We start from the raw sequence: 22,207 nt of genomic DNA, 5'->3' as shown, positions 1-22,207 counted from the left end.
CGATGAGCGGGCCGACCGGAACGGGCCGCCCCCGCGGGGTGCTGGTGCCGCTGGCACTGGCACAGTTCATCTGCAGCTTCGCGGGCTCGAACATGAACGTGATGATCTCCGACATCAGCACCGACCTGAACACCACGGTGCAGGGGGTCCAGATCGCGATCACGATCTTCCTGCTGGTGATGGCGGCGCTGATGATTCCGTGCGGCGCGCTCACCGACAAGTTCGGCCGGAAGCGGTGCTTCGTGCTCGGGCTGGCCGTGTACGGCATCGGCGCGGTGATCAGCGCGGTCTCCCCGAACCTCGGCGTGCTCATCCTGGGCAACTCGATCCTGGAGGGCGTCGGCACCGCCCTGCTCATCCCGCCGGTCTACATCCTGACCACCCTGCTCTTCACCGAGCCCGTCGGCCGCGCGAAGGCCTTCGGGATGATCATGGCGCTCGGCGGCGTCGGCGCCGCGGCCGGGCCGCTGATCGGCGGGCTGATCACCTCGGCGCTGAGCTGGCGCGCGGCCTTCGCCTTCCAGGCCCTGGTCATCGTCTTCATCATCATCTCCAGCCGCCGGGTCCTCGATCCGCTGCCCGCGGACCGCAGCCGCTCCTTCGACCTGCTCGGCGCGGTGCTCTCGGCGGGCGGGCTGATCCTGCTCGTCACCGGGATCATGGTCGTCGACGACGACCTCGTGCTGAGCCTGGTGCTGCTCGCGCTCGCGGCGGCCGTGCTGACCGCCTTCTTCCTCGCCATCCGCGCGAAGGAGCGGAAGGGGCGGGAACCGCTCCTGCGGATCGCGCTGTTCCGCAACCGCACCTCGAACCTCGGGCTCATCACCCAGAACCTCCAGTGGCTGCTGCTCATGGGGACCTCGTTCGTGGTCGCGACCTACCTGCAGGTGGTGCGCGGCTACAACGCCGTGGAGACCGGCGTCATCTTCACCGCGGCCACCCTCGGCGTGCTGGTGACCTCGCTGTCGGCGGAGCGCTTCGCCACCCGCCGCACCCCGCGCACGCTGATCCGCGCCGGTTTCGTCCTCGCCGTCGCCGGGATCGCCGTGCTGGTGACCATGGCGGGGAACTCGGTGAATCCCTGGGCCTTCGCGCCGGGGCTGCTCCTCATCGGGTCGGGGCTCGGGATGATGCTGACCCCCTCGGTCACCGTCGTGCAGTCCAGCTTCGGCGAGGACGAACAGGGGGAGATCTCCGGGCTCTCGCGCAGCGTGTCGAACCTCGGCTCCTCGCTCGGCACCGCCGTCGCCGGCACCATCCTGGTCGCCGGCCTGAGCGCGCACGCCTATGCCGCCGCCATGCTCACCCTCGGCGCGATCGGGGTCGGGGGTTTCCTCGCGGCCTCGCTGCTGCCGAATCGGATCGTGCCGGTCGGCACCGGGCCTGCCCCCGGGAACCCGTGAACGCCGCGCCGCCGCCGCGGTCTCGGCCCTGCACACCGATGCCGAGGCGGGCATCTCCGACAGCGAAGCGCAGGCCGGGCGGCTGCGGTACGGCCCCAGCGAGATCGCCACCGCGCCCGCGCTCACCGCGATAGTGGCGGCGGTGCCGGTTGCCGCACCCGCGCCCGTCATCGTAAAATGAGACCCCCATCACACTCCGGAGGTGAGTGTGGGCCGGTAGCGGTGCGGGTGGAGGTGTACCGCTCCGACGCACGAATATTGCGCGACGAAACCACAGCGGGGGCACGGTACCCAGGAGAACGGTCATGTCCCGTCTGGTACGCAAGAATTTCGATTCGCCCGAGGAAACCCGTCCGTTCGAGGCGGACACGGGCCAGCTCGATCTGGTCAATCTCGACGCAGGCCCGGTGGGCCGGGCGGTCTTCCGGCCCGGCTGGCACTGGTCGGAACATGTCGCACCGATCGCGGGCACCGAGAGTTGCCAGGCACCCCACATGGGTTACTGCGTCTCCGGGCACCTGGCGGTGGTCATGGACGACGGCGAGAAGCAGGAGTACGGGCCCGGCGATTTCATGATGGTCCCGCCCGGCCACGATGCCTGGACCGTCGGGGACGAGCCCTGCGTCATGATCGACTGGCAGGGGGTCGCCGACTACGCGAAGCGGTGATCCGGATAGCCGGCGACCGCCGGGTCGATTGCCCGAACCGAAGCTGGGGCGCGGCTCGAAATCCGGACTCGATTCTTCCGGCGAGAATCATCCCCAACTGAGAGAAAGCCGACGGGCGCGGAGCTGCCCAAACCGCCACCGCCGGTGTCCTGGGCGACGGCAGGGGAACAGAACACTACGACCGTCGCCAACCCAGTTACTCTCTCGGGTCATTTCGGATTCCCCCACCGCACAGCCCCTGCTCGGTGCAGGTTCTCACCCGAGTGCCATCTCACCTGATACGGGTGAGGCGCCGGGACGGGCGCGGAAGCAGAGTACGCGCAAGTCCTGCCGGGAGAACATGAGGAACACACCATGTCGGAATACGCCCGTATCGATCGGAAAGACGGTGCCCTCGCCAGGAGAACGGAGTCGGGGACGCTTCTGCTGGCGGCGATCATGCTGATCGTCGCCGGTCTCCTGCACCTCTCCCAGGGAATCTCCGCCATCGCCCACGACGACTTGTTCGTGGACAGCATCAACTACGCCTACAATTTCGATCTGACCGCATGGGGCTGGGTCCACGTATTCGTCGCCATCGTCATGGTGGTGACCGGTATCGCGCTCTGGATCGGATCCGTCGTCGCCCAGGTCACCGCCGTGCTCATCGCGGCCCTGTCGATCCTGGCCAATTTCCTCGCGCTGCCGCACTATCCGCTGTGGGCCGTCACTATCATCGCGATCGATATCGTGATCATGTGGGCCGCGGCGTCCACGTGGCAACCCCATACCCGGTAGCCGTCGCTCACCGCCGCGCATCGGGCACGCGCAGCGCGCCGATCCAGGCCAGCAGCAGCGCACGGACTTCGGCGCGCACCCGCGGCCTGCGGGCCGGCTCGGCGTCCGCGACCACGGAGGCCGCGTGTTCCAGGGCGCCGGTGAGCACCAGCGCGGTCACCGTGACATCGCGCTCGGCGAGCACGCCCTCGTCCATGGCGGTCCGCAACAGCCCCGCCAGTAGCGAGTCGTTGGCGATGCGATCGATCTCCGCGAACCGCTCGCGGCCGAGGACCCGAGGCCCGTCGTTCAGCATGATCGCCATGACGTCGGGTTCGGCGTACTGGTCGAGGAAGGTGTCGAGCGCGCCCACCAGCCGGTCCCAGCCGGAGAGCGCCCTGGCGTGCTCGGCGATCCGCTCGGCGACGCTGCTCGCCACCGCCCGCAGCACCTCGTCGAAGAGCACCGACTTGGAGCCGAAGTGATGGTAGAGCGCGCCGTGCGTCACCCCGGCGGCCTCCGACACCATCGCCACGCTGGTCCGGTCGTAGCCGTGCCGGGCGAAGAGGTCGCGCGCCACATCGAGGAGTAGCGCGCGGGACGCGTCCCGCTGATCAGCTCTGCCCATCACCCCATCCTGCCCCACGCGGGAATTCACATTATGCAGTAATGTCAAAGACGTAATCGCATAATGTGGAGGAGCGCACCGTGCCGACCAGCTGGCTCGATAGAGCGACCCGACAGAACAGCCGCCTGCAATCGGGGCTGTTCCCGCATCAGGCCAGCGCGTGGCTGGACAATCCGGTACGGGCGGCATTCAGCAGGCACCCGCGGCGCCTGCTCGACGCGCTCGCCCTCACCGGCCGCGAGCACGTCCTCGAACTCGGCCCCGGCTCCGGCTTCTTCAGCCGCCCGGTGGCCGCGGCGCTCCCCGAGGGCAGGCTGGAGCTGTTCGATGTGCAGCCGGAGATGCTGGCCAAGGCTCGGCGCAAACTCGAGCGCGCGGGCCACCGCGGGGTCGGCTTCCGCACCGGCGACGCCGGCGCCGGACTTCCCTACTCCGACAACGCCTTCGACCCGGTATTCCTGGTCAGCGTTATCGGCGAGGTGCCAGACAAGGACGGCTGCCTGTGCGAGCTGCACCGCGTGCTGAAACCCGCGGGGCTCCTGGTCTTCCTCGAGACCTTCCCGGATCCGGAGCGGTTCGAGGTGGACCGGCTCCGCGCGCTCAGCGAGCCGCACGGCTTCGGCTACCTCGACGCCCGCGGCAATCGGTGGCACGACCTCGTCCGGTTCCGGTCGCAGCACAGCAGCACCTGAACCGGCTCCGCTCCGGATGCGAGGCCCGGCCAAACATGTGAAAGCCCCTCGCCCCCAACCGATCGACTTCAGCGCCATGCGGTGGTGATCACGACTCAGCGCCGAACCGGACAGCGTGAGCCGCGTGCTCGGCGACACCCCGTGGTCTCAGCGTTCCAGCGCCCTGATCGGATAACCCCATGAGCCACAGCGCACTCACCACTGCCGACACCGCCGCTGCGGTCCAGCGCCGTGTCCTGACGGTGCTGGTCGGATCCCAGATCCTCAGTGGTGCCGGGCTCGCGGCTGGGATCACCGTCGGGGCGCTGCTGGCCCAGGACATGCTCGGCTCTACCGGGTGGGCGGGGGTGCCCAGTGCCCTGTTCACCGCCGGGTCCGCGCTCGCCGCTGTCGCGGTCGGGCGGCTCTCCCAGGCCCGGGGACGCCGAGTCGGGCTGGCGGCCGGCTACCTGACCGGAGCGATCGGCAGCGCCGCGGTGATCGCGGCGGCGGTCGCGGGCAACCCGATCGCGTTGTTCGCCGCGCTGTTCGTCTACGGCGCGGGCAATGCCACCAACCTGCAGGCCCGCTACGCCGGCGCCGACCTCGCCGACCCGGCCCACCGCGGCCGCGCGGTCTCCACCGTGCTGGTCGCCACCACCCTGGGCGGTGTGCTCGGCCCCAACCTCGCCGCACCGACCGGCGCCATCGCCGAGCAGCTGTCGATCCCGTACCTGGCCGGGCCGTTCCTGCTGGCCGGTCTCGCCTACATCGGTGCGGCCGCGATCCTCACGGTGTGGTTGCGCCCGGACCCGCTGCTGACCGCCCGAGTCCTGGCCGCGGGCACCACACCCGACGTCACCGCCGCGGCTCGGTCCGCGGTCACCGGCCGGGGCGGTGTGCTGCTCGGTGCGCTGGTGATGATCGTGAGCCAGCTGGTGATGGTGGCGATCATGACCATGACCCCGGTCCACATGCACGACCACGGCCACGGCACCGCCGCCGCCGGGTTCGTCATCGCCGTGCATGTCGGCGCGATGTACCTGCCCTCCCCGCTGTCGGGGCTGCTGGTCGACCGGTTCGGGCGCGCGACCGTCGCGGCCGCGTCCGCGCTCACCCTGCTCGCCGCGGGGGTACTCGCCGCGACCACCCCGCCCGATTCGCTCGTGTGGCTCACCGTGGCGCTGGGGCTGCTCGGCTTGGGCTGGAACTTCGGGTTGATTGCGGGCACCGCGATCATCACCGACACCGTGCCGCTGGCCACCCGCGCCAAGACCCAGGGCCTGGTCGATGTCTGCGTCGCCGTCGCGGGCACCACCGGCGGGCTGGCCTCGGGCGCGGTCACCGCCACCGCCGGCTACCCGGTCCTGACCCTGGCCGGCGGCGTACTCGCCCTGGCGATCCTGCCCGCTGTCCTGGCCAGCCGGGATCTATCAACCGATTGACAGAAAACTGCAACACGTGTCACCGTGTCCGGGGCCACCCGGCCCGGACGCGCGACGCGGAGGTTCCTGATGGGTTTTCGCACCCCCGACCTGCCGGTCGTCGACCTGGAGACCTGGCGCGCCGGGTCCAGGAGTGAGCGCATCCGCCCCATGGCACGGCACTGGGCCGAGGTCGGGTTCGGGACGCCGGTGCTGCTGCACCTGTTCTACGTCGGGAAGATCCTGGCCTACCTGCTGGCGCTGTACCTGATCGCCCTGTCGACGGCGGGCATCGACGGCCCGATCTCGCAGTGGTGGACCGAGCCGATCGTCTTCCAGAAGGTCGTCCTGTTCACCCTGCTCTTCGAGGTGGTCGGGCTCGGCTGCGGCTTCGGCCCGCTGAACAATCGCTACAACCCGCCGATGGGGTCGATCCTGTATTGGCTGCGGCCGCGCACGATCCGGCTGCCGCCGTGGCCGCGCATCCCGCTGACCGGGGGGACGGCGCGGACGCCGGTGGATGTGGCGCTGTACGCGGCGCTGCTGATCGCGGTGGTGATCGCGCTGTGCAGCGACGGCACGCGCCCCGACCCGGGGTACGGCGTCGGACTGCTGCCGGTCTGGCAGATAGCGCTGATCCTGACCCTGCTCGGGGTACTCGCGCTGCGCGACAAGGTGATCTTCCTCGCGGCCCGCGGCGAGGTGTACGGAGCCCTCACCGTCACCTTCCTCTTCGCCGGCGCCGATCTGATCGTGGCCGCCAAGTTGATCTTCGTGGTGATCTGGATGGGCGCCGCGACCTCGAAGCTGAACAAGCACTTCCCGTTCGTGGTGGCGACCATGATGTCGAACAGCCCGATGGTCCGCTCCAAGCGGCTCAAGCGGTCGTTCTTCGAGAACTTCCCGGACGATCTGCGGCCGGGGCGCCGCGCCCGGATCTTCGCGCACGGCGGCACGGCGGTGGAGCTGCTGGTGCCGGTGGTGCTCTTCTTCGCGACGGGGAGCTGGGTCACCGCGGTCGCGGCGGCGATCATGATCTGTTTCCACCTGGTGATCCTGACGGCGATTCCGATGGGGGTGCCGCTGGAGTGGAACGTGTTCATGATCATCGGGATCGTCACGCTGTTCGTCGGGCACGCCGGGGTGGGGCTCGGTGACCTGGAGCATCCGGCGGTGCTGCTGCTCCCCGCGGTGAGCGCGGCGGTGGTGATCACGGGGAATCTGTTCCCGCGGCGCGTCTCGTTCCTGCCGGGGATGCGGTACTACGCCGGGAACTGGGATACGACGGTGTGGTGCGTCAAGCCGTCGGGCGCGGCGAAGATCGGGGAGCATGTGGTCGCCATCGCGGCCATGCCGCAGGCGCAGCTGGAGAAGGCCTACGGCGGGGGAAGGGCGGAGATCCTGCAATACCTCGGCTACGCCTTCCGCGCCATGAACACGCACGGCCGCGCGCTCTTCACGCTGGTGCACCGGGCCATGCCGGAGGGGCGGCAGGGCGAGTACGTGATCACCGACGGGGAGCGGATCTGCAGCACCGCGCTGGGCTGGAACTTCGGCGACGGGCACCTGCACGGCGAGCAGCTCATAGCGGCGCTGCAGGAGCGCTGCGGGTTCGAGCCGGGCGAGGTGCGGGTGGTGCTGCTCGACGCGCAGCCGATCCAGCGGCAGACCCAGAGTTACCGGCTGGTCGATGCCGCCACCGGCGAGTTCGAGCGCGGCGAGGTGAACGTGGCCGACATGGTGACGCGCCAGCCCTGGCAGGACGACGTTCCCGTCACCGTGACGTTCAGCGCGCCGAGCTGACCGCGACCCGCTCCGCGATCCGGACGGCCGCCGCGGTCATGAGGTCGAGGCCACCCGCGTGCACGGGCAGGTGCGCGCCCGCGCCGGTGAGCTCCACCCCGACCGTCACCTCGTGGGTGCGGGCCCTGACCTCCTCGATCTCGACCTCCCCGGTGAGCCGGAAGCCGGGGGAGTAGCCGGTGACCCGGCTCGCCGCCTCCCGGACGGCCGCGGCGACGGCGGCGCGGCCGCGGCGGTCGAGCTCGCCGACGGCGGCGCGCAGCGTCGTGACGGCGGTGCGGGGCGGATCGCTGCGGTCCAGGTCGAGCGAGGCGCGGCCGCGCAGCGCGCCGCCGACGGTGGTCAGGGCGTGCGCGGTGGTGTCGGTGAGCGCGGCGATCCGGTCCCTGGTCATAGCGGTGGCGTGGCCGCCCGCGACGACGGCGGCGACCGCGGCCTCCAGCACCGGGGTGATCCGGGCGATGGCGGCGACGAGCGGGACGGTGGCCTGGGCGCTCCCGGTGAGCACATTGATGTTCCCGGCGCCGACGTGCGCGTCCAGGTTCACCCCGGGCACCACCCGGGCACCGAGCGCGGACTGGGTCAGGTGCACGATCCGCTTGCCGTGCTCGGCGAGCGCGGTCACGTTGGCGCGGTGCGCGCCCGCGGTGGTGGCGTCGAAGACCAGCGCGATCTCGTCGAAGTGCGGCATGGCGAGCAGCCCGGCCAGCCCGCGCGACGAGGTGGGGATACCGAGCTCGGCGGCCCGCACCAGCCCGGGGGAGTCCGGGTCGATGCCGATCAGGGCCGCCATCTCCAGCCCGGGGGCGCCGTGCAGCACCTTCATCAGCAGATCGGTGCCGACGGCACCGGAGCCGATGACGGCGACCTTGGTGGGCTGCATGCGGTTTGTTCCTCCGGGACACCTCGAACCTCAGGTGAACCTAAGCCGCTCCGGAGCTGGGCAGAAGGATAGTGCCGGACAAGGAATTGATGAAACCGGCCATTCGGTTGCGGAAGAGTCGCTAGGGTGCGATTCATGCCGACCGGAAGACCGCGGCCGTACCGGGCATCCGGGGAAATCGCCGCCGAGACCCCGCGCGCCGGGCTCGGCATCGCCATTATCGTCGAGTTCGCGCTGGAGCGTGGGCTTTCGCCCGCCGCGGTGCTCGCGGGCACCGGGGTGCGCACGCCGGAGCTGCTCGGGCCGGACTCGCTGGTCTCGGCCAGGCAGGAGCTGACGGCGCTGCGCAACCTGGCGACCGGGTTGGATCACCCACCCGCACTCGGCCTCGCGCTCGGCCGCTACTACGGGGTGAGCACACTCGGGGTGTACGGCTACGCCTGCCTGACCAGCGCGACTGTCGAGGCGGCGCTGCGGGTGGCGGTGGAGTTCTGGGAGCTCAGCTATGCCTTCGGTGGGGCGCGGCTCGAGGTCGACGACGAGCTGTTGCGGGTGCACTACCTGGACCACGGGCTGCCGGAGGATCTGCGTCCGCTGATCATCGAGCGCGACCTGCTCGCCGGGTTCTCGGTGATCGCGGAGATGGCGGGCGCGGCGGAGTTGCCGAGCGCGGTGCGGCTCTCCTACCCCGAGCCGGCGCACGCCGCGGCGCTGGAGCGGCTCATGGGCCGCCCGCTGCGCTTCGGCCAGCCGGGTAGCTCGGTGGATTTCCCGGTCGAGGTGCTGGACCGGCCGCTGCCGCACGCCGACGCCGAGACCCACGCCCGCTGCCTCGAGCAGTGCCGGGCGCTGCAGGCCAGGCGCCGCGACCCGCACGCGGCGGCGCTGGCGCGCGAGCTCCGAACCCGGTTGAGCACGGCGGGCGGCGGCGTGCCCTCGTTCGAGGATCTGGCGGCGCGGGCCAGCGTCAGCCCGCGCACGCTGCGCCGCAGGCTGGCCGCGGCGGGGACCAGCTTCCGGGTGCTGCTGGACCAGGCCAGGCACGCCACGGCCGACCGGCTGCTCGCGGAGACCACCGACTCGGTGGAGGAGATCGCGGTGCGGCTCGGCTACGCCGAGGCGGCCAGCTTCATCCACGCCTACAAGCGGTGGACCGGCACCACCCCGGCCCGGTGGCGGGCGGAGTTCGCCGCCCGGCGGCACCGGCTGCGCTGACCCTCACCAGTGCGTGCCCGCCAGCCCCCAGGAGTCGAGCTCGGCGGCGATCGCCTTGCGCAGCTGCTCGGCGTCGCCGAAGTGGTCCGGGTCGATGCCGAAGAAGGTGAGCGTGAGCTTGTCGTCGTACTCCACCGCCCAGGCGGCGATGGCCGGGCCCTGCCTGCGCCGCTCGGCGGCGGACTGCCCCTGCATGATGGCGCGAATGGCGAAGGACTCGGCGCGCTGCCCGCCGATCTCCAGCGCGCTGTCGGGCGCGGCGCCGAGGTTGGAGACGGTGGTGTCCGGGCCGGGGACGGCGCGCATGAGCCTGCGGATGACCGCCTTGGGCAGCAGCCGGACCACCGGCTGCAGGTTCTCGGTGAGCTTGTCGTCGCGCGAGCGGTACTCGATGAAGGCCTGCTTGCTCAGCGCGCGGATCTCGGCGAGCCCGGTCTCGGGGCCGATCTCGCCGGGCACCCGGATCCAGACGCCGCCGGAGGCATTGGCGCGGTCGTCGCCGTCCTCCCGGTTGCTCACCGCGATGCAGACCTTGAGCAGCCCGTCGGGGGCGAGCGGGTAGCCGGAGCGGCGCACCAGGCCGCCGAGCAGCGCGGTGAAGAGGCTGGCGCCGGTGCCGCCCGCGGCGGTCGCGGCGGCGGTCCAGGCGTGCCGGTCGACATCGACGATGGCCAGGGTGGAGCCGGACTCGGCGGTCCCGGAGCGCGGCGCTGCCTTCGGCGCGGCGGCCGGCTTGGCGGCCTTGCGCTGCCGCCAGAGCTCGGTGCCGATCACCTTGGCCGAGGTGGCGGCCTCGGCGAGCGCGGTGCGCGAATCCTTCAGGTCGGCGCGGACTCTGGGCCAGCCGCGCACCTGGTCCTCGGTGGGCAGCCCGCTCATGGAGGTGCCCGCGTGCGCGGCGGCGAAGGCGTTGTAGAGGCCCTGGCCGTCGGTCACCATGTGCGAGATCAGCAGGGAGAGCACGAATTTGCCGGACACCGTGTGGGTGCCGACGAGCTGCCAGCCGCGCCCGGCGGCGGGGTCGAGGTCGGCGGTGCGCAGGGTGCGGTCGGCCCAGGCGCCGATCTCGGCGTCCGGCACCGGCTCCGGTTCGATGCGCAGCACCGGCGGGTGCGGCGAGCGCACCCAGCGGTGCCTGGCGAACGGCACCACCGCGGGAACCACCTTGCGGCTCAGTAGCCCGGCGGCCAGCTGATCACCGAATCGGGCCAGCGCGGCGGGATCGGGCTCGGCGGGGAAGATCCAGGCGTACTGGATCGGCGCCGACATCCCGAAAAGCCGTTCGGCGAGGAGGTATGACTCGTCTGCTCCGGCAACACGGTCCATTCCCGCAGGGTAGTGGCTCTGCGGCGGGATCGCATCTCCGCCGGTCGAGTGGTGGTCGCGGGGGTTCACCACAGCACCCGGGGCACGCCCCAGCGGTCGAGTTCGGCCCCGAGCAGGGTGCGCAGGGTGCTGCCGGGGAAGTGTTGCTCGTCGAATGCCGCGACCGAGAAGGTGATCGAGCCGCCGATCCGGAGCAGCCAGGACTGCACCCCGTCGCCGAAGCGGTAGGGGAGCGCGGGGTCGACGCCCTGGGCGGTGCCGCGGAAGGCGACGGCGCTCGCGGTGACGTCGCCGACGCGGGCCAGCTCGGCCGGGAAGTCGCCGAGGTTGGAGGCGACGGCGTCCGGCATGCCGGAGCCGGAGCTCACCGCCTTCACCACGGCCTTCGTCGGCAGCAGCCCGAGCAGCGGGGTGAGATGCACCAGCGGCGTGCGGTTTCCGGCCGCGAGGCGGGTGAAGGCGTCTTTGCAGGCGCGGCGCAGCGCGGTGAGGTCGTCGCCCGGGGCGGGGTCGCCGGCGAGCGCTACCGAGACCCCGGCGGTGGCATTGCCGCGCTCGGCGTCGCCGTCGGCGCGGGTGCTCACCGGGATGCCGAGCTTGAGCGGCCCGGTGTAGCCCGCGGCGCGCAGCACCCCGGCCAGCACCGCGACGAAGAGCGTGTTCGGGGTGCCGCCATGTGCGCGGGCCGCCTTCTCCCAGGCCTCGGCGGCGACGGTGACGGTGGTCCAGGCGGGGCGGGCCAGCGGGGCGCGTTCGTGCGCGGGGGAGCGGTCGCGGGTGATCTCCGGTGCGGCGGAGCGGGTTCGGGTGGCGGCGGCGGCCGCGCGGGCGACGCCGCGACCGGCGGCGCCGAGCACGCCGATGCCGTCGACGGTGTCGGCGAGCGCGCGGGGTTCGGGGCGGCGGTGGAGCGGGTCGGCGGCGGTGCCCGCGAGCGCGTCGAGCGCGGCGGTGACCATGGTGCGGCCGTCGGCGACCAGGTGCAGGGTGGTGAGCGAGAGCGCGTAGCCGCCGTCGTCGAGCGCGGTGCCGCGCAGCCGCCAGGTGGGGCGGCGCTCGGGATCGAGCGGGGTGCTGTCCATTTCGGCTCCGGCCCACGCCTCGACGGTGCCTGCGGGGATGGCGCCGGGGTCGGTGAGCAGGACGGCGGGGTGCGGCTCGTGCTGCCAGCGCGGCCGGGCCAGCGGGGTGCGCGGGACGATGATGCGGCGGGAGAGCACGCCGTCGGCGAGCCCGGCGGCGAAGCCGCGCAGCGCCTCCGGCGCCGGGGGGCGCGGGAAGCGCCAGACCAGCTGCAGCACCACCGACCAGCCGAATGCCTCGCGGACGAACCAGTAGGTGCTGTCCTCCGGCTGCATTCGGGCCGCGCGCAGCGTCACCACGCGCCCGCCCCCGCCGCCGTGCGGGACAGGCTCGCCTCCAGCGCGTCGGCGCAGCGGGTGCGGGCCTCGCCGGGGCCGAGCAGCCGGGCGCCGAGCGCCGCGGCGCCCGCCGCGGTCTGCGGGGCGAGCACCGTGCGGAGCTTGTCGATCAGGAGCTCGGTGGTGAGGTCCCGCGCCCGGATCGAGGCGCCCGCCCCGAACCGCTCGCAGACCGAACCCCAGAACGGCTGGTCGGAGCCGATCCAGGCGATGAGGCTCGGCACCCCGGCGCGCAGCGCGGCCGCCGTGGTGCCCGCGCCGCCGTGGTGCAGCACGGCGCGGCAGCGCGGGAAGATCAGCGCGTGGTCGACGGCGCCGACCGGGCGCACGGTCTCGGTCGCGGGGACCGGGAGGTCGTGCCAGCCGCCGCTGATCAGTGCCCGCGCCCCGAAGTGCGCGCAGGCCGCGGTCACCGCGGCGACGGTGGCGGCGGGGTCGGCGATCGGCATGCTGCCGAAGCCGACGTAGAGCGGCGGGTCGCCGCGCTCGATCCAGTCCAGCAGTTCGGGGCCGGTGTCGGTGCCGATGCGGGCGCGCTGCTCGGCGGTCAGGTCGAGGAAGCCGGTGAAGGGGCGGTTCGTGCCCGCCCACTCGCGCGCCAGCTCGGGGCAGAGCGCGGGGTCGTAGACCTGGATCTCCGCGGCGCCGCGCGGGGAGCGCGGTGCGCGGGCGGGGGCGCCGAGCGCGCGGCGCAGTGCGTTCTGCCGGGTGCGGGTCAGCGCCCACATGGCGGTCTCGGCGGCCCACCAGCCCGCGGCCTTCACCGGGCCGGGCAGCTCCGGCGAGACGCCGGGGACCGGGAAGGTGCTGCGGTTGGGGCGGATGGGGGCGTGCTGGAGCAGGACGCCGGGGATGCCGCGGGCATCGGCGTAGGCGAGCCCGATCTGCTCGGTGACGAAGCCGGTGACGATGGCGTCCGCGCCGTCGGCGAGCGCGCCCATGTCCCGCACGGCCTGGGCCCAGCCCAGGTCGCGCACCTCGGCGAAGGCGCGCAGCCGCTGCCTCGGCCCGCCGCCGCGCAGCGCCGCCTTGACCGGCTCGGAGTTCATGTGGGCCCTGGTGTCGTAGCCGAAGGGGTGCGCGTCGAGCCCGGCCGCGGCGGCGAACTCGACCAGGTTGGGCGGGACGCCGAGTACCACGTCGTGTCCGCGCCGCTGCAGTTCCGCGCCGGCGACCACGGCGGGCTGGACGTCGCCGCGGGTCCCGTTGAACGCGAGCAGAAACTTCACCGGATCTCCCTGCTGTCGGATCGACCGCACTGTAGGGGGTATTCGGCGCGGACGCCCGGCGTGGCTGGCCGGATGTGACCGGCGCCATGCCCGGCTGCGCTCACCTGGGCGAATGGCGACCGAAGGAGTGGATTCGTCCCGCCCGTCCGCCCGTATGGGTGGCTGTGAGAAGGAGCACCGGGATCTGTTCCCGCCGCGCTCCACGCTCGGAGCCGTGGTTACGCTGGCGGTTCTTCCGTCCCGGTTCCGAGGTGCCAGGAGGGCCTTATGACTTTCGTTCTCGCGTTCGCCGGGAGCCGGGGCGATGTGCAGCCCGCGGTGGCGCTCGGTGTCGCGCTGGCGGGCGCGGGCCACGCGGTGCGGCTCGCGGTGCCGCCGAACCTGGTCGGCTTCGGCCGGGCCGCCGGGCTGGAGACGCACCCCTCCGGCGCCGACACCGGCGCGCTGCTCGGCTCGGAACTCGTTGCGCAACAGCTGAAGTCGGCGAATCCGCGCACCCGGCTGCGGGCCATCGCCGAGCTGACGCTGCGCGACGGCAGACGCGCGCAGCGCGAGCTGGCCGAGATCGCCGACGGCGCCACCGTGCTGATCGGCGGCAGCGCCGGGCAGGAGCGGGCGCTGAACGTGGCCACCGCGCTCGACATCCCATACCTCCCGGTCCATTACTGCCCGCTGCGCCGCAACGGGGTGGTCTCGCTGCTGCCCGCGGCCGGGCTGCCGCCCGCGGTGCACCGGGCCAGCTGGTCCGGGCTGGAACAGCTGCTCTGGCTGGGTATTCGCGGGGCCGAGCGGTCGCTCGCGGCCGATCTCGGGCTGTCGGCGCCGGTCGGCCCGGCGGCGCGCCGGATCGCGCGCACCGGGGTCCCGGAGATCCAGGCCTACGACCCGCTGCTCTTCCCCGGGCTCGCGGCGGAGTGGGGCGCGGCCCGGCCGCTCACCGGCTTCCTCGGCCTCGCGCCGGACACCCGCGCGCTCGTCGACCCCGCGCCCGCCGACGACGGGCTGGATGCCTGGCTCGCCGCCGGGCCACCGCCGCTCTACGTCGGCTTCGGCAGCATGATGGTCGCCGACCCGGCGGCGCTGGCCCGCACGCTGGCCGAAGTCACCGCCGAGCTCGGCCTGCGGGTGCTGGTGGTCTCCGGCTGGGGTGGCCTCGACGGCACCGAGTTCGCGGCGCACGGCGACCGGATCCGGGTGGTGCGCAGCGTCGACCACGCCGCGGTGCTGCCGCGCTGCGTCGCGCTGGTGCACCACGGCGGGGCCGGGACGGTGGCGGCGGGGTTGCGCGCGGGGCGTCCGGCGCTGGTCTGCTGGCACGGCGCCGACCAGCCGCTCTGGGGCCGGCGGTTGCGCGCGCTCGGGGCGGGGACGGCGGTCCCGGTCGCCGGGCTGACGGCCGAGCGGCTACAGTCCGCGCTCGTCGATGTGCTGCGCCCGGAGCGGGCCGCGGTGGCGGCGCGGGCGGCGGCGGCGCTCGTCCCGCCCGCGGTGGCGGCGGAGCGGGCGGTGCGGATCGCCGAACGGGTGGCCGAGGTGGCCACCCGCCGATCGAGAGGGGATGCGGTGCAGGCGGGCACGCTGTCGGTGGTCGTACCGGCGTACAACGAGGAGGAGGTGATCGGCGAGTGCCTCGACCGGCTCACCGCCCAGCTCGGGTCGATCACCGAGATCGTGGTGGTCGACAACAACTCCACCGACAAGACCGCCGATATCGTACGCGGCTACGCGGAGCGGTTCCCGCAGATCGTGCTGGTGCGCGAGGAGCGGCAGGGGCTGGTGCACGCGCGCAATCGCGGGCTGGACACCGCCACCGGCGCGCTGCTGGCCCGGATCGATGCCGACACCAGGATCCCTGAGCACTGGGCCGCCACCGTGGTGCGGTTCTTCGCCGCGGACGCCGCCGGGCACTGGGCCGCGGCCTGCGGGCGGGGTGAGGCGTACGGCCTGCCCTACGGCGACCGGGTGGGCCGGGCCAAGAAGCGGCTGCGCGAGCGCGATCCGGACGGCGTGAAGCAGGTGCCGGTGCTCTACGGCTCGAACATGATCCTGCGCGCCGAGACCTGGGGCGCCATCCGCGAATCGGTCGCCATGCGCCGCGACGTCTTCGAGGATGTCGACATGGGGCTCTGCGTCACCGAGATCGGCGGCCGCAACGCCTTCCTGAACAACCTGACCGTCGGCGTGGCGCCGCGCCGGATGGAGACCGGGATCCCGGCCTTCGTCCGATACATGGCGTGCCTGCCGCGCACCCTGCTGCTGCACCGGCGCTGGGGGCTGGCCGCCGGTGCGGCGCTCGTCTACGTGCCGTCGATCGTGGTCCTGCACGCGGCGCGGCTGCTGCTCATCCGCGCCTACGATCGCCGCACCGGCACCTACGGGCTGCGGAACATGCTGCGCCGCACCGAGGACCGGCCCGCCCCCTGATTCATGCCTTGCGCATGTAGACCCGGACGGTGAGCGGGGCCATCACCGCGAGCACGAGCACGGCGCCGAGCAGCGAGGTCGCGATCTCGGTGCTGGCCCGGCCGGTGTCGGCCAGCGTGCGCACCGCCGAGACCAGGTGCGAGACCGGGTTCACGTGTGCGAAGGCCTGCATCCAGCCCGGCATGGTGTCCACCGGGACCAGTGCGTTGGAGACGAAGGTCAGCGGCATCAGCACCAGCATCGAGACCCCCTGCACCGTCGACGGTTTGTCCATCAGCACCCCCATCAGCGCGAAGATCCAGCTCAGCGCGAAGGCCACCACCATCACCAGCAGGCAGGCCACCAGCAGTCCGGCCAGGCTGGCCGGGCGGTACCCCATCACCAGCCCCACCGAGACCGTCATGACCGCGGCCACCGCGTACCGCACCATGTCGGCGAGCAGCGACCCGGCCAGCGGCGCGATCCGCGCGATGGGCAGCGACCGGAAGCGGTCGAAGACGCCCTTGTTCATGTCCTCGCGCAGCTTCACCCCGGTGCCCACCGAGGCGGCCACCGCCACCTGCACCAGCACGCCGGGGATCAGCGTCGGCAGGTAGCCGGTCACCGTCCCGGCGATGGCGCCGCCGAAGATGCTGGAGAACATGACCGCGAAGACCACCGGCAGCGCGATGACGTCGAAGAGCTCCTGCGGGTTGTGCCGGATCTTGAGCAGCCCGCGGCGCGCCATGACCAGCGCGTGGTCGACCGAGGCGCGCAGCGAGATGCGGGTGGGCACGATGGGCCGGAGCGGGACGCTCGCCGGTGCGAGCGGCGCCGCGGTCACACCGGCTCCGCGACGGCGGGGCGCCTGCTGCCGGTGATGGCGAAGAAGACCTCGTCCAGGCTGGGCTTGGCCAGCGCCACCTCGAGCACCTCGACATCGCTGTCGCGCAGCGCGATCAGCAGCTCGGGGAGCCGGGCATTGTTCATGGCGGGCACCGCCAGCCTGCCCTCGCCCGCGGAGACCGCGGCGGTGTCGCCGAGGAAGCGGTGCACCACGCCGATGGCGACGGTGAGGTCGGGGTCGGGCACCCGCAACGTCAGGGTGGCGGTGCCGATTCCGGCCTTGAGTTCGTCGGCGGTGCCGTCGGCGACCAGCCTGCCGTGGTCGATCACCACGATCCGGTCGGCGAGTTCGTCGGCCTCGTCCAGATACTGCGTCGTCAGCAAGACGGTGGTTCCCTCTCGTACCAGATCGCGGACGGTCTGCCACATCTGCGCGCGGGTTCGGGGATCGAGTCCGGTTGTGGGCTCGTCCAGGAAGAGCAGCGGCGGCCGCGCCACCAGGCTGGCGGCCAGGTCGAGGCGGCGCCGCATTCCGCCCGAGAAGTGCTTGAGCGCGCGGTTTCCCGTCTCGGCGAGCCCGAATTCGTCGAGCAGCGCGTCGGCGCGGAGCTGGGCCTCGCGGCCGGAGCGGCCGAGCAGCCTGCCGAAGATGGTGAGGTTCTCCCGCGCGGTGAGATCCTCGTCCACCGAGGCATACTGCCCGGTGAGCCCGATCAGCGCGCGCACCGCGGTGGCCTCGCGCACCACGTCGTAGCCGAACACCGCCGCGTGCCCGGCGTCCGGACGCAGCAGCGTCGCGATCATCCGGACCATGGTGGTCTTGCCCGCGCCGTTGGGTCCGAGTACCGCACAGACACTTCCGGCCGGGACCGTCAGGTCGATACCGTCCACGGCCCGGAAAGCGCCGAAAGATTTGGACAGTCCCGTTGTTTCGATGGCGGGAACCGGGTCCCCGGACATGATTACCCCCTGCTCGCAGGAATCGCGGAATTAAAGGACTTCAGTGCTCGAAATAGCTCGCGACACTGCGAACCGCTGCGCCAGCATATGATCCGCAACGGGCTGGAGCAATGTGATGAGCAATCCGTGATTCGATACGCCTCGCACCCCGGATGGGTGCAACCTCGAGTTCACACAAAAGAAATTTTCGAACAGTTCCCGATAGCCACTCACGGTCGACCCGAAACGTCTACCAGGCAGTATGTCCGAAAGTATTGATGGTGATGAAGGCCACTCGGGGTCGGTGAGAGGGTTCCGGGGTGGTCCCCCTACTCTGACAACGGTGTGCGGATCATGTGCCGGCACAGGGGCCGCAGAGTAGCGCTTTTCGAAACACAGCCTTTTTACGTACATTCTCGTCGTTGTCAGCTTGCGGTCAGCAAAATGAATGGGGCGCCTTCCAGATGGAATTCACCGAGCTTGCCGACTACCCGCTGCCCGCGGGCACCCTCACCGAATGGGTGCCCGTGGCACCGGGGGATCCGTGGCGTCCGGACGACCGGCCGCTGAGCTGGATCCACGAGGAGCACTGCGCCCGAAGACAGGCCGATTCCGGGCCCGGTTCCTGGCTCGGCACCATCTTCGAGATCCCGGAGCGCTACGACGAGTGGGCGCTGCGGGAGACGCTGCGGCGCTGGATCGCCCGGCACGAGACCTTCCACACCACGGTGCGCCCCGGCGGCGCGGGTGACCCGCGCTGGAACCGGCTCAGCTGCCGCGCCGACGAGATCGACGTCGAGCCGCGCCTGGTCGGCGCGCTGCGCACCGGAACCCGGGTGTACCAGCACATCACCGGCTTCTTCGAGGCCAGGCTGGCGCCGACGCGCTGGCCGCACTGCCTGCTCGCCACCGTCACCGATCCGCTGCCCGCCCGCACCGGCGACGGCTTCCTGCTGGTCTTCGGCGCCGACCACTCGGTCATGGACGCGTACTCGATGATGCTGGCCATCAGCGAGATCCAGCGGCTCTACCGCGAGGTGCGCACCGGCGAGCCCGCCGTGCTGCCCGCGGTGAGCAGCTGCGTGGACTACGGCGGCGTCGAGCGCGCCTACGGCGACGAGCTGACCACCACGCACCCCGCGGTCCTCGGCTGGCGGGAGTTCCTGCGCGGCTGCGGCGATCGCTTCCCCGGCTTCCCGCTCGATATCGTCTCGCCGCGCAGGCCGACGCCGGGCAGGCACCAGAGCGGGCTCTCGGCCTGGTCGCTGAATGCCGAGAAGGCCGCCGCCTTCGAGCGGCGCTGCCGGGCCGCGGGCCACTCGGTGCAGACCGGCGTGCTCGCCACGGTCGCGGCGGCCACCCGCACCCTGGCCGGCACCGGCACGCTGGACTTCGCCATGCCCATGCACACCAGGCAGCAGCCCGGCGACGTGCACGCCATGGGCTGGTACGTCGGGCTGGCGCCGGTGCGGATCGAGAGCGCGGGCGCCGACGGCTTCGACGCGGTCATGGAGCGCACCGCCGCCGCCGTGCGCACCGCGCGCCCGCTGGCCCGCTACCCGTACCCGCGGGTCGCGCACCTGCTCGGCAATCCGTCGGTGCCGCGCTTCGTCGTCTCCTACCTGGACGTGCGCGCGGTGCCGGACTCCGCCGAGTGGCGGCGCTGGGCGGTGCGCCCGCTGCGCAGCGGCGAGACCTCCGACGACGAGGTGTACTTCTGGATCGCGCGCTCGCCGGACGGCCTCGCCATCTCGGCCCGCTTCCCGAGCAACGAGGTCGCGGCCGCCAACGTGCACCGCTTCATCAACGCCGTCTCGCAGCTGCTCGGCGCCGTCGCCACCACCGGCGAGCTGCCGGTGCCCGCCCTGGCGGTGCACGGGTGATCATCACCGCACTGGCCAACTGGAACCCGCCCGCGGGCACCGTCGTCGAGTGGCACCCGGCCGGGGGCACCCCGGAATCCGAGGCCGATCCGGGGCGCGCCTCCTTCCTGCAGGAGAACCACGTGCGCGGGGTGGCGGCCGGGCAGCGGGCGGGCCGCGAGCACCACGCCTACCTGGCCACCGCCACCGAGGTGCGGGGCGAGCTGGACGCCGCCGCCATGAGCAGGGCCGTCGCGCGCTTCACCCGGCGGCACGGCGGGCTGCGCACCTGGCTCGAGGTGGCGAACGGCGCGGTCACCCGGCGGCGGGTGCCCGCGGCGGCGGTCGCCTTCGAAACCCGCGAGCTGGGCGCGACCGAGGGCGGGGCGGTGTTCCGCGGGTACGCGCTGGAGCGGTTCTCCCGCGAGGCCATCGTCACCTCGTACCCCGGCTTCGTGGTCGGCGCGGTGCGCAGGCCGGGCTCGTTCACGCTGTACTACGGCTGCGATCACGCGCTGAGCGACGGGATCTCGCAGGCGCTGGTGCTGCCCGAGCTGCTGGAGTTCTACCGGGCCGAGGCCACCGGCGCCGCGCTCGGCCCCTTCACCAGCACCCCGGCCGGCGGGTTCCCGGAGTACGCCGCGGCCGAGCACGCGCTGGCCGCGGAGTTCGGGCCGCAGCGCCCGGAGATCGCCGAGTGGCTGGAGATCGTGGACCGCAACAAGGGCGAGCTGCCCCGCTGCCCGGTCGATCTCGGGCTCGCGCCGGGGGAGACCGCGCCCATGCGGCCGATCGAGTTCGACCTGCTCGACGCCGATGGCATCGCCGCCTTCGACGCGGTGTGCAAGGCCGAGAGTGTCCGGTTCGTCGCCGGGGTGCTCGCGGCGGTGGCCGTGGCCGATCTGGAGATCGCGGGCATGCCGGACTACTACGGCATGATCGTCACCAGCACCAGGGACCGCGGCGACTACCTGCTGTCGCAGGGCTGGTTCTGCAACTTCGCGCCGGTCGCCTTCCCGGTGCGGTCCGCGGGCACCTTCCGGGAGCTGCTGGCGCACGCGCACGCCGGCTACGAGCGCGCGCTGCGGCTGGCGGCGGCGCCGGTGCAGTCGGTGATCACCGCGCTGCTCATGTCCGGCGCCGACCCGGCCAAGGTGGCGGCGAGCCCGAATATGCTCTCCTACATCGACTTCCGCCGCTTCCCCGGTGCGGGAACGCCGGAGTACGAGCACGGCCAGCTCTTCACCGGCGAGGGCGCCACCGGCAATGCCTCGCTCTGGATCAACCGCGACCACCGCCACCTCTACCTGGGCTGCCAGAGCCCGGACACCCCGGCCGCCCAGGCGGCGCTGGCGCCGTACCACGCGCGGCTGCGCGAGGTCTTCGCCGAGGTGGCCGGGGACGGTGATCGTGCGCTCCGCCCGCGGGAGGTGATCGGTGCGGGTCACCACCGCTGACCGCTTCGCCCCCGCACCGGGCAGCTTCGTCGAGTACCGCCCGGAGTCCGGGCCCGGCGAGCCCTCGCCGGTTCCGCCCTCCTTCAACCAGGCGGTGCACCTGGCGGGCGGCGGGAACATCTGGCTCGCCGCGGTCTTCGACGTGCCCGGCCCGGTCGACCACGACCGGCTGGCCGCCGCCTACCGCGCGCTCATCGCCAGGCACGGCACGCTGCGCAGCTCCTTCGCGCCGGGCCCGGTGCGGCTGCTGCACCCGGTGCCCGCGGCGCTGCACCGGCTGCCCGGGGTGCCGGTGACGGCGCTGCCCGCCCTGCTCGACGCGCGCTGCGCCGCCTTCGGCCACCCCTCGTACCTGCTCGGGGTGATCGACCGCCCGGACGTGGCCACGGTGCTCTGCGCCTTCGACCACGCCCACGTGGACGGCTACTCCATCGCGCTCGTCATCGACGACCTGCGGCGCCTCTACGACGGCGAAAACCTCGCACCGACCGGCGATTTCGTGGACCACTGCGCCGAGCAGGCGCAGCTCGAGGTGGCGCCGGACGACCCGCGGCTGCGCGGCTGGCGCTCCTTCTTCGGCTCCGGCGGCGTCCGCCCGCCGGAGTTCCCGCTGGATCTGGGCGTCGCGCCGGGCGAGACCGCGCCGCAGGCGGTCGAGCTGCGCATGCTGCTCGACGCCCCCGGCGCCGACGCCTTCGACGAGCGCTGCCGCGAACTCGGCGCCCGCCCCTTCGCCGGGGCGCTCGCCGCCCTGGCGCACGCCACCCGCCTCGGCGGCGGCCCGGACCGGCTGCGCCTGGTCTTCCCCATGCACACCAGGCACGACGACCGCTGGCGCGCCGCGCTCGGCTGGTTCACCACGAATGTCCCGGTCGAGATCCCGACGCTGCCCGACCCCGCCGCGGCCACCCGCGCGGCCGCCGCCGCGGTGCGCGCCGCCATCCCGCTCGGCACGCTGCCGCTCGGCGTCGTGCTCCCGCACCTGGGCGGGCTCGTGCTGCGCCGCGGCGACATCTTCATGGTGTCCTGGATCGACTACCGCACGCTGCCCGGCGCCGCGCACCACGACGCCATCGGCGCCAGGCACATCTCGGCGGTCGGCCGCGCCGACGACGCCCAGTTCTGGTTCTCCCGCACCGACTCCGGGCTCGCCCTGCGCATCAGGTACCCGGACACCGCCACCGCCCGCGCCACCATCGCCCGCCTCACCGCTGACCTCGCCAACACCCTCACCGCGCGAGCGCGGCCGCTCGCCAGGGCCTGAGCGAATCCC

18 protein-coding genes are annotated in these 22,207 nt (G+C 72.7%); 11 read left to right on the top strand and 7 right to left on the bottom strand.

Annotation, left to right across the window (positions count from 1 at the left end; translation table 11 throughout):
* Positions 1 to 2: 2 nt before the first annotated feature.
* The 3 genes from AB0H71_RS04525 (at position 3) to AB0H71_RS04515 (ending at position 2,848) form a co-directional block, all read left to right on the top strand.
* A complete protein-coding gene (locus AB0H71_RS04525) occupies positions 3 to 1,403 on the top strand; it encodes an MFS transporter (protein WP_357014769.1) in 1,401 nt (466 codons plus the stop codon).
* Positions 1,404 to 1,708: 305 nt separating this feature from the next.
* On the top strand, positions 1,709 to 2,071 hold the full coding sequence (locus AB0H71_RS04520) for a cupin domain-containing protein (RefSeq protein ID WP_357014768.1): 363 nt from the start codon (positions 1,709 to 1,711) through the stop codon (positions 2,069 to 2,071).
* Between the two features lie 354 nt (positions 2,072 to 2,425).
* Positions 2,426 to 2,848, top strand: coding sequence for a hypothetical protein (locus AB0H71_RS04515; protein WP_357014766.1), 423 nt, complete (start codon positions 2,426 to 2,428; stop codon positions 2,846 to 2,848).
* A 7-nt stretch (positions 2,849 to 2,855) separates the two neighbouring features.
* Here AB0H71_RS04515 and AB0H71_RS04510 read toward each other — a convergent pair whose 3' ends face one another.
* On the bottom strand, positions 2,856 to 3,455 hold the full coding sequence (locus AB0H71_RS04510; RefSeq protein WP_357014765.1) for a TetR/AcrR family transcriptional regulator: 600 nt from the start codon (positions 3,453 to 3,455) through the stop codon (positions 2,856 to 2,858).
* A gap of 80 nt (positions 3,456 to 3,535) precedes the next feature.
* Here AB0H71_RS04510 and AB0H71_RS04505 point away from each other — a divergent pair, with 80 nt between their 5' ends.
* From AB0H71_RS04505 to AB0H71_RS04495, 3 genes are all read left to right on the top strand, one after another.
* Positions 3,536 to 4,147, top strand: a complete 612-nt coding sequence (locus tag AB0H71_RS04505; protein ID WP_357014764.1) for a methyltransferase domain-containing protein — start codon at positions 3,536 to 3,538, stop codon at positions 4,145 to 4,147.
* A 179-nt stretch (positions 4,148 to 4,326) separates the two neighbouring features.
* The gene (locus tag AB0H71_RS04500) at positions 4,327 to 5,571 is read left to right on the top strand and encodes an MFS transporter (protein ID WP_357014762.1); all 1,245 of its coding nucleotides are present in this window, start codon (positions 4,327 to 4,329) and stop codon (positions 5,569 to 5,571) included.
* Between the two features lie 69 nt (positions 5,572 to 5,640).
* Positions 5,641 to 7,353: a DUF3556 domain-containing protein gene (locus AB0H71_RS04495; RefSeq protein ID WP_357014760.1), complete on the top strand. Its 1,713-nt coding sequence runs from the start codon at positions 5,641 to 5,643 to the stop codon at positions 7,351 to 7,353.
* Here AB0H71_RS04495 and AB0H71_RS04490 read toward each other — a convergent pair.
* Entirely contained in the window at positions 7,337 to 8,236 is a 900-nt protein-coding gene (locus tag AB0H71_RS04490; protein ID WP_357014758.1) for an acetaldehyde dehydrogenase, read from the bottom strand. The genes AB0H71_RS04495 and AB0H71_RS04490 overlap by 17 nt on opposite strands.
* A gap of 135 nt (positions 8,237 to 8,371) precedes the next feature.
* Here AB0H71_RS04490 and AB0H71_RS04485 point away from each other — a divergent pair, with 135 nt between their 5' ends.
* Entirely contained in the window at positions 8,372 to 9,451 is a 1,080-nt protein-coding gene (locus AB0H71_RS04485) for an AraC family transcriptional regulator (RefSeq protein WP_357014756.1), read from the top strand.
* A 3-nt stretch (positions 9,452 to 9,454) separates the two neighbouring features.
* Here the strand turns inward: AB0H71_RS04485 and AB0H71_RS04480 are convergent, their stop codons facing one another.
* The 3 genes from AB0H71_RS04480 to AB0H71_RS04470 form a co-directional block, all read right to left on the bottom strand.
* Complete coding sequence (locus tag AB0H71_RS04480; RefSeq protein WP_357014754.1) at positions 9,455 to 10,777, bottom strand: hypothetical protein; 1,323 nt, start codon at positions 10,775 to 10,777, stop codon at positions 9,455 to 9,457.
* Positions 10,778 to 10,842: 65 nt separating this feature from the next.
* On the bottom strand, positions 10,843 to 12,159 hold the full coding sequence (locus AB0H71_RS04475) for a hypothetical protein (protein ID WP_357014752.1): 1,317 nt from the start codon (positions 12,157 to 12,159) through the stop codon (positions 10,843 to 10,845).
* Positions 12,153 to 13,427 carry a nucleotide disphospho-sugar-binding domain-containing protein gene (locus tag AB0H71_RS04470; RefSeq protein ID WP_357014750.1) on the bottom strand — a complete coding sequence of 425 codons (1,275 nt, stop codon included), beginning with the start codon at positions 13,425 to 13,427 and terminating at the stop codon, positions 12,153 to 12,155. Before AB0H71_RS04470 ends, AB0H71_RS04475 begins: the two co-directional genes overlap by 7 nt.
* Positions 13,428 to 13,694: 267 nt before the next feature.
* Between AB0H71_RS04470 and AB0H71_RS04465 the strand changes: the two genes are divergently transcribed.
* Positions 13,695 to 15,851, top strand: a complete 2,157-nt coding sequence (locus AB0H71_RS04465; protein WP_357014748.1) for a glycosyltransferase — start codon at positions 13,695 to 13,697, stop codon at positions 15,849 to 15,851.
* Position 15,852: 1 nt separating this feature from the next.
* Here AB0H71_RS04465 and AB0H71_RS04460 read toward each other — a convergent pair whose 3' ends face one another.
* Positions 15,853 to 16,674 carry an ABC transporter permease gene (locus tag AB0H71_RS04460; RefSeq protein WP_357014746.1) on the bottom strand — a complete coding sequence of 274 codons (822 nt, stop codon included), beginning with the start codon at positions 16,672 to 16,674 and terminating at the stop codon, positions 15,853 to 15,855.
* Positions 16,671 to 17,636 carry an ATP-binding cassette domain-containing protein gene (locus AB0H71_RS04455; RefSeq protein ID WP_357014744.1) on the bottom strand — a complete coding sequence of 322 codons (966 nt, stop codon included), beginning with the start codon at positions 17,634 to 17,636 and terminating at the stop codon, positions 16,671 to 16,673. Before AB0H71_RS04455 ends, AB0H71_RS04460 begins: the two co-directional genes overlap by 4 nt.
* Positions 17,637 to 18,079: 443 nt before the next feature.
* Between AB0H71_RS04455 and AB0H71_RS04450 the strand changes: the two genes are divergently transcribed.
* The 3 genes from AB0H71_RS04450 to AB0H71_RS04440 are packed head-to-tail and all read left to right on the top strand — an operon-like array spanning position 18,080 to position 22,198.
* On the top strand, positions 18,080 to 19,498 hold the full coding sequence (locus tag AB0H71_RS04450; RefSeq protein WP_357014742.1) for a condensation domain-containing protein: 1,419 nt from the start codon (positions 18,080 to 18,082) through the stop codon (positions 19,496 to 19,498).
* Positions 19,495 to 20,934, top strand: a complete 1,440-nt coding sequence (locus AB0H71_RS04445; RefSeq protein WP_357014740.1) for a condensation domain-containing protein — start codon at positions 19,495 to 19,497, stop codon at positions 20,932 to 20,934. The genes AB0H71_RS04450 and AB0H71_RS04445 overlap by 4 nt, the downstream gene beginning before the upstream one ends.
* A complete protein-coding gene (locus AB0H71_RS04440; protein WP_357014738.1) occupies positions 20,915 to 22,198 on the top strand; it encodes a peptide synthase in 1,284 nt (427 codons plus the stop codon). Before AB0H71_RS04445 ends, AB0H71_RS04440 begins: the two co-directional genes overlap by 20 nt.
* Positions 22,199 to 22,207: the final 9 nt, after the last annotated feature.

The organism is Nocardia sp. NPDC050697 (assembly GCF_040654395.1).
Classification (GTDB): Bacteria; Actinomycetota; Actinomycetes; order Mycobacteriales; family Mycobacteriaceae; genus Nocardia.
This window is presented reverse-complemented; position numbering and strand designations above follow the sequence as displayed.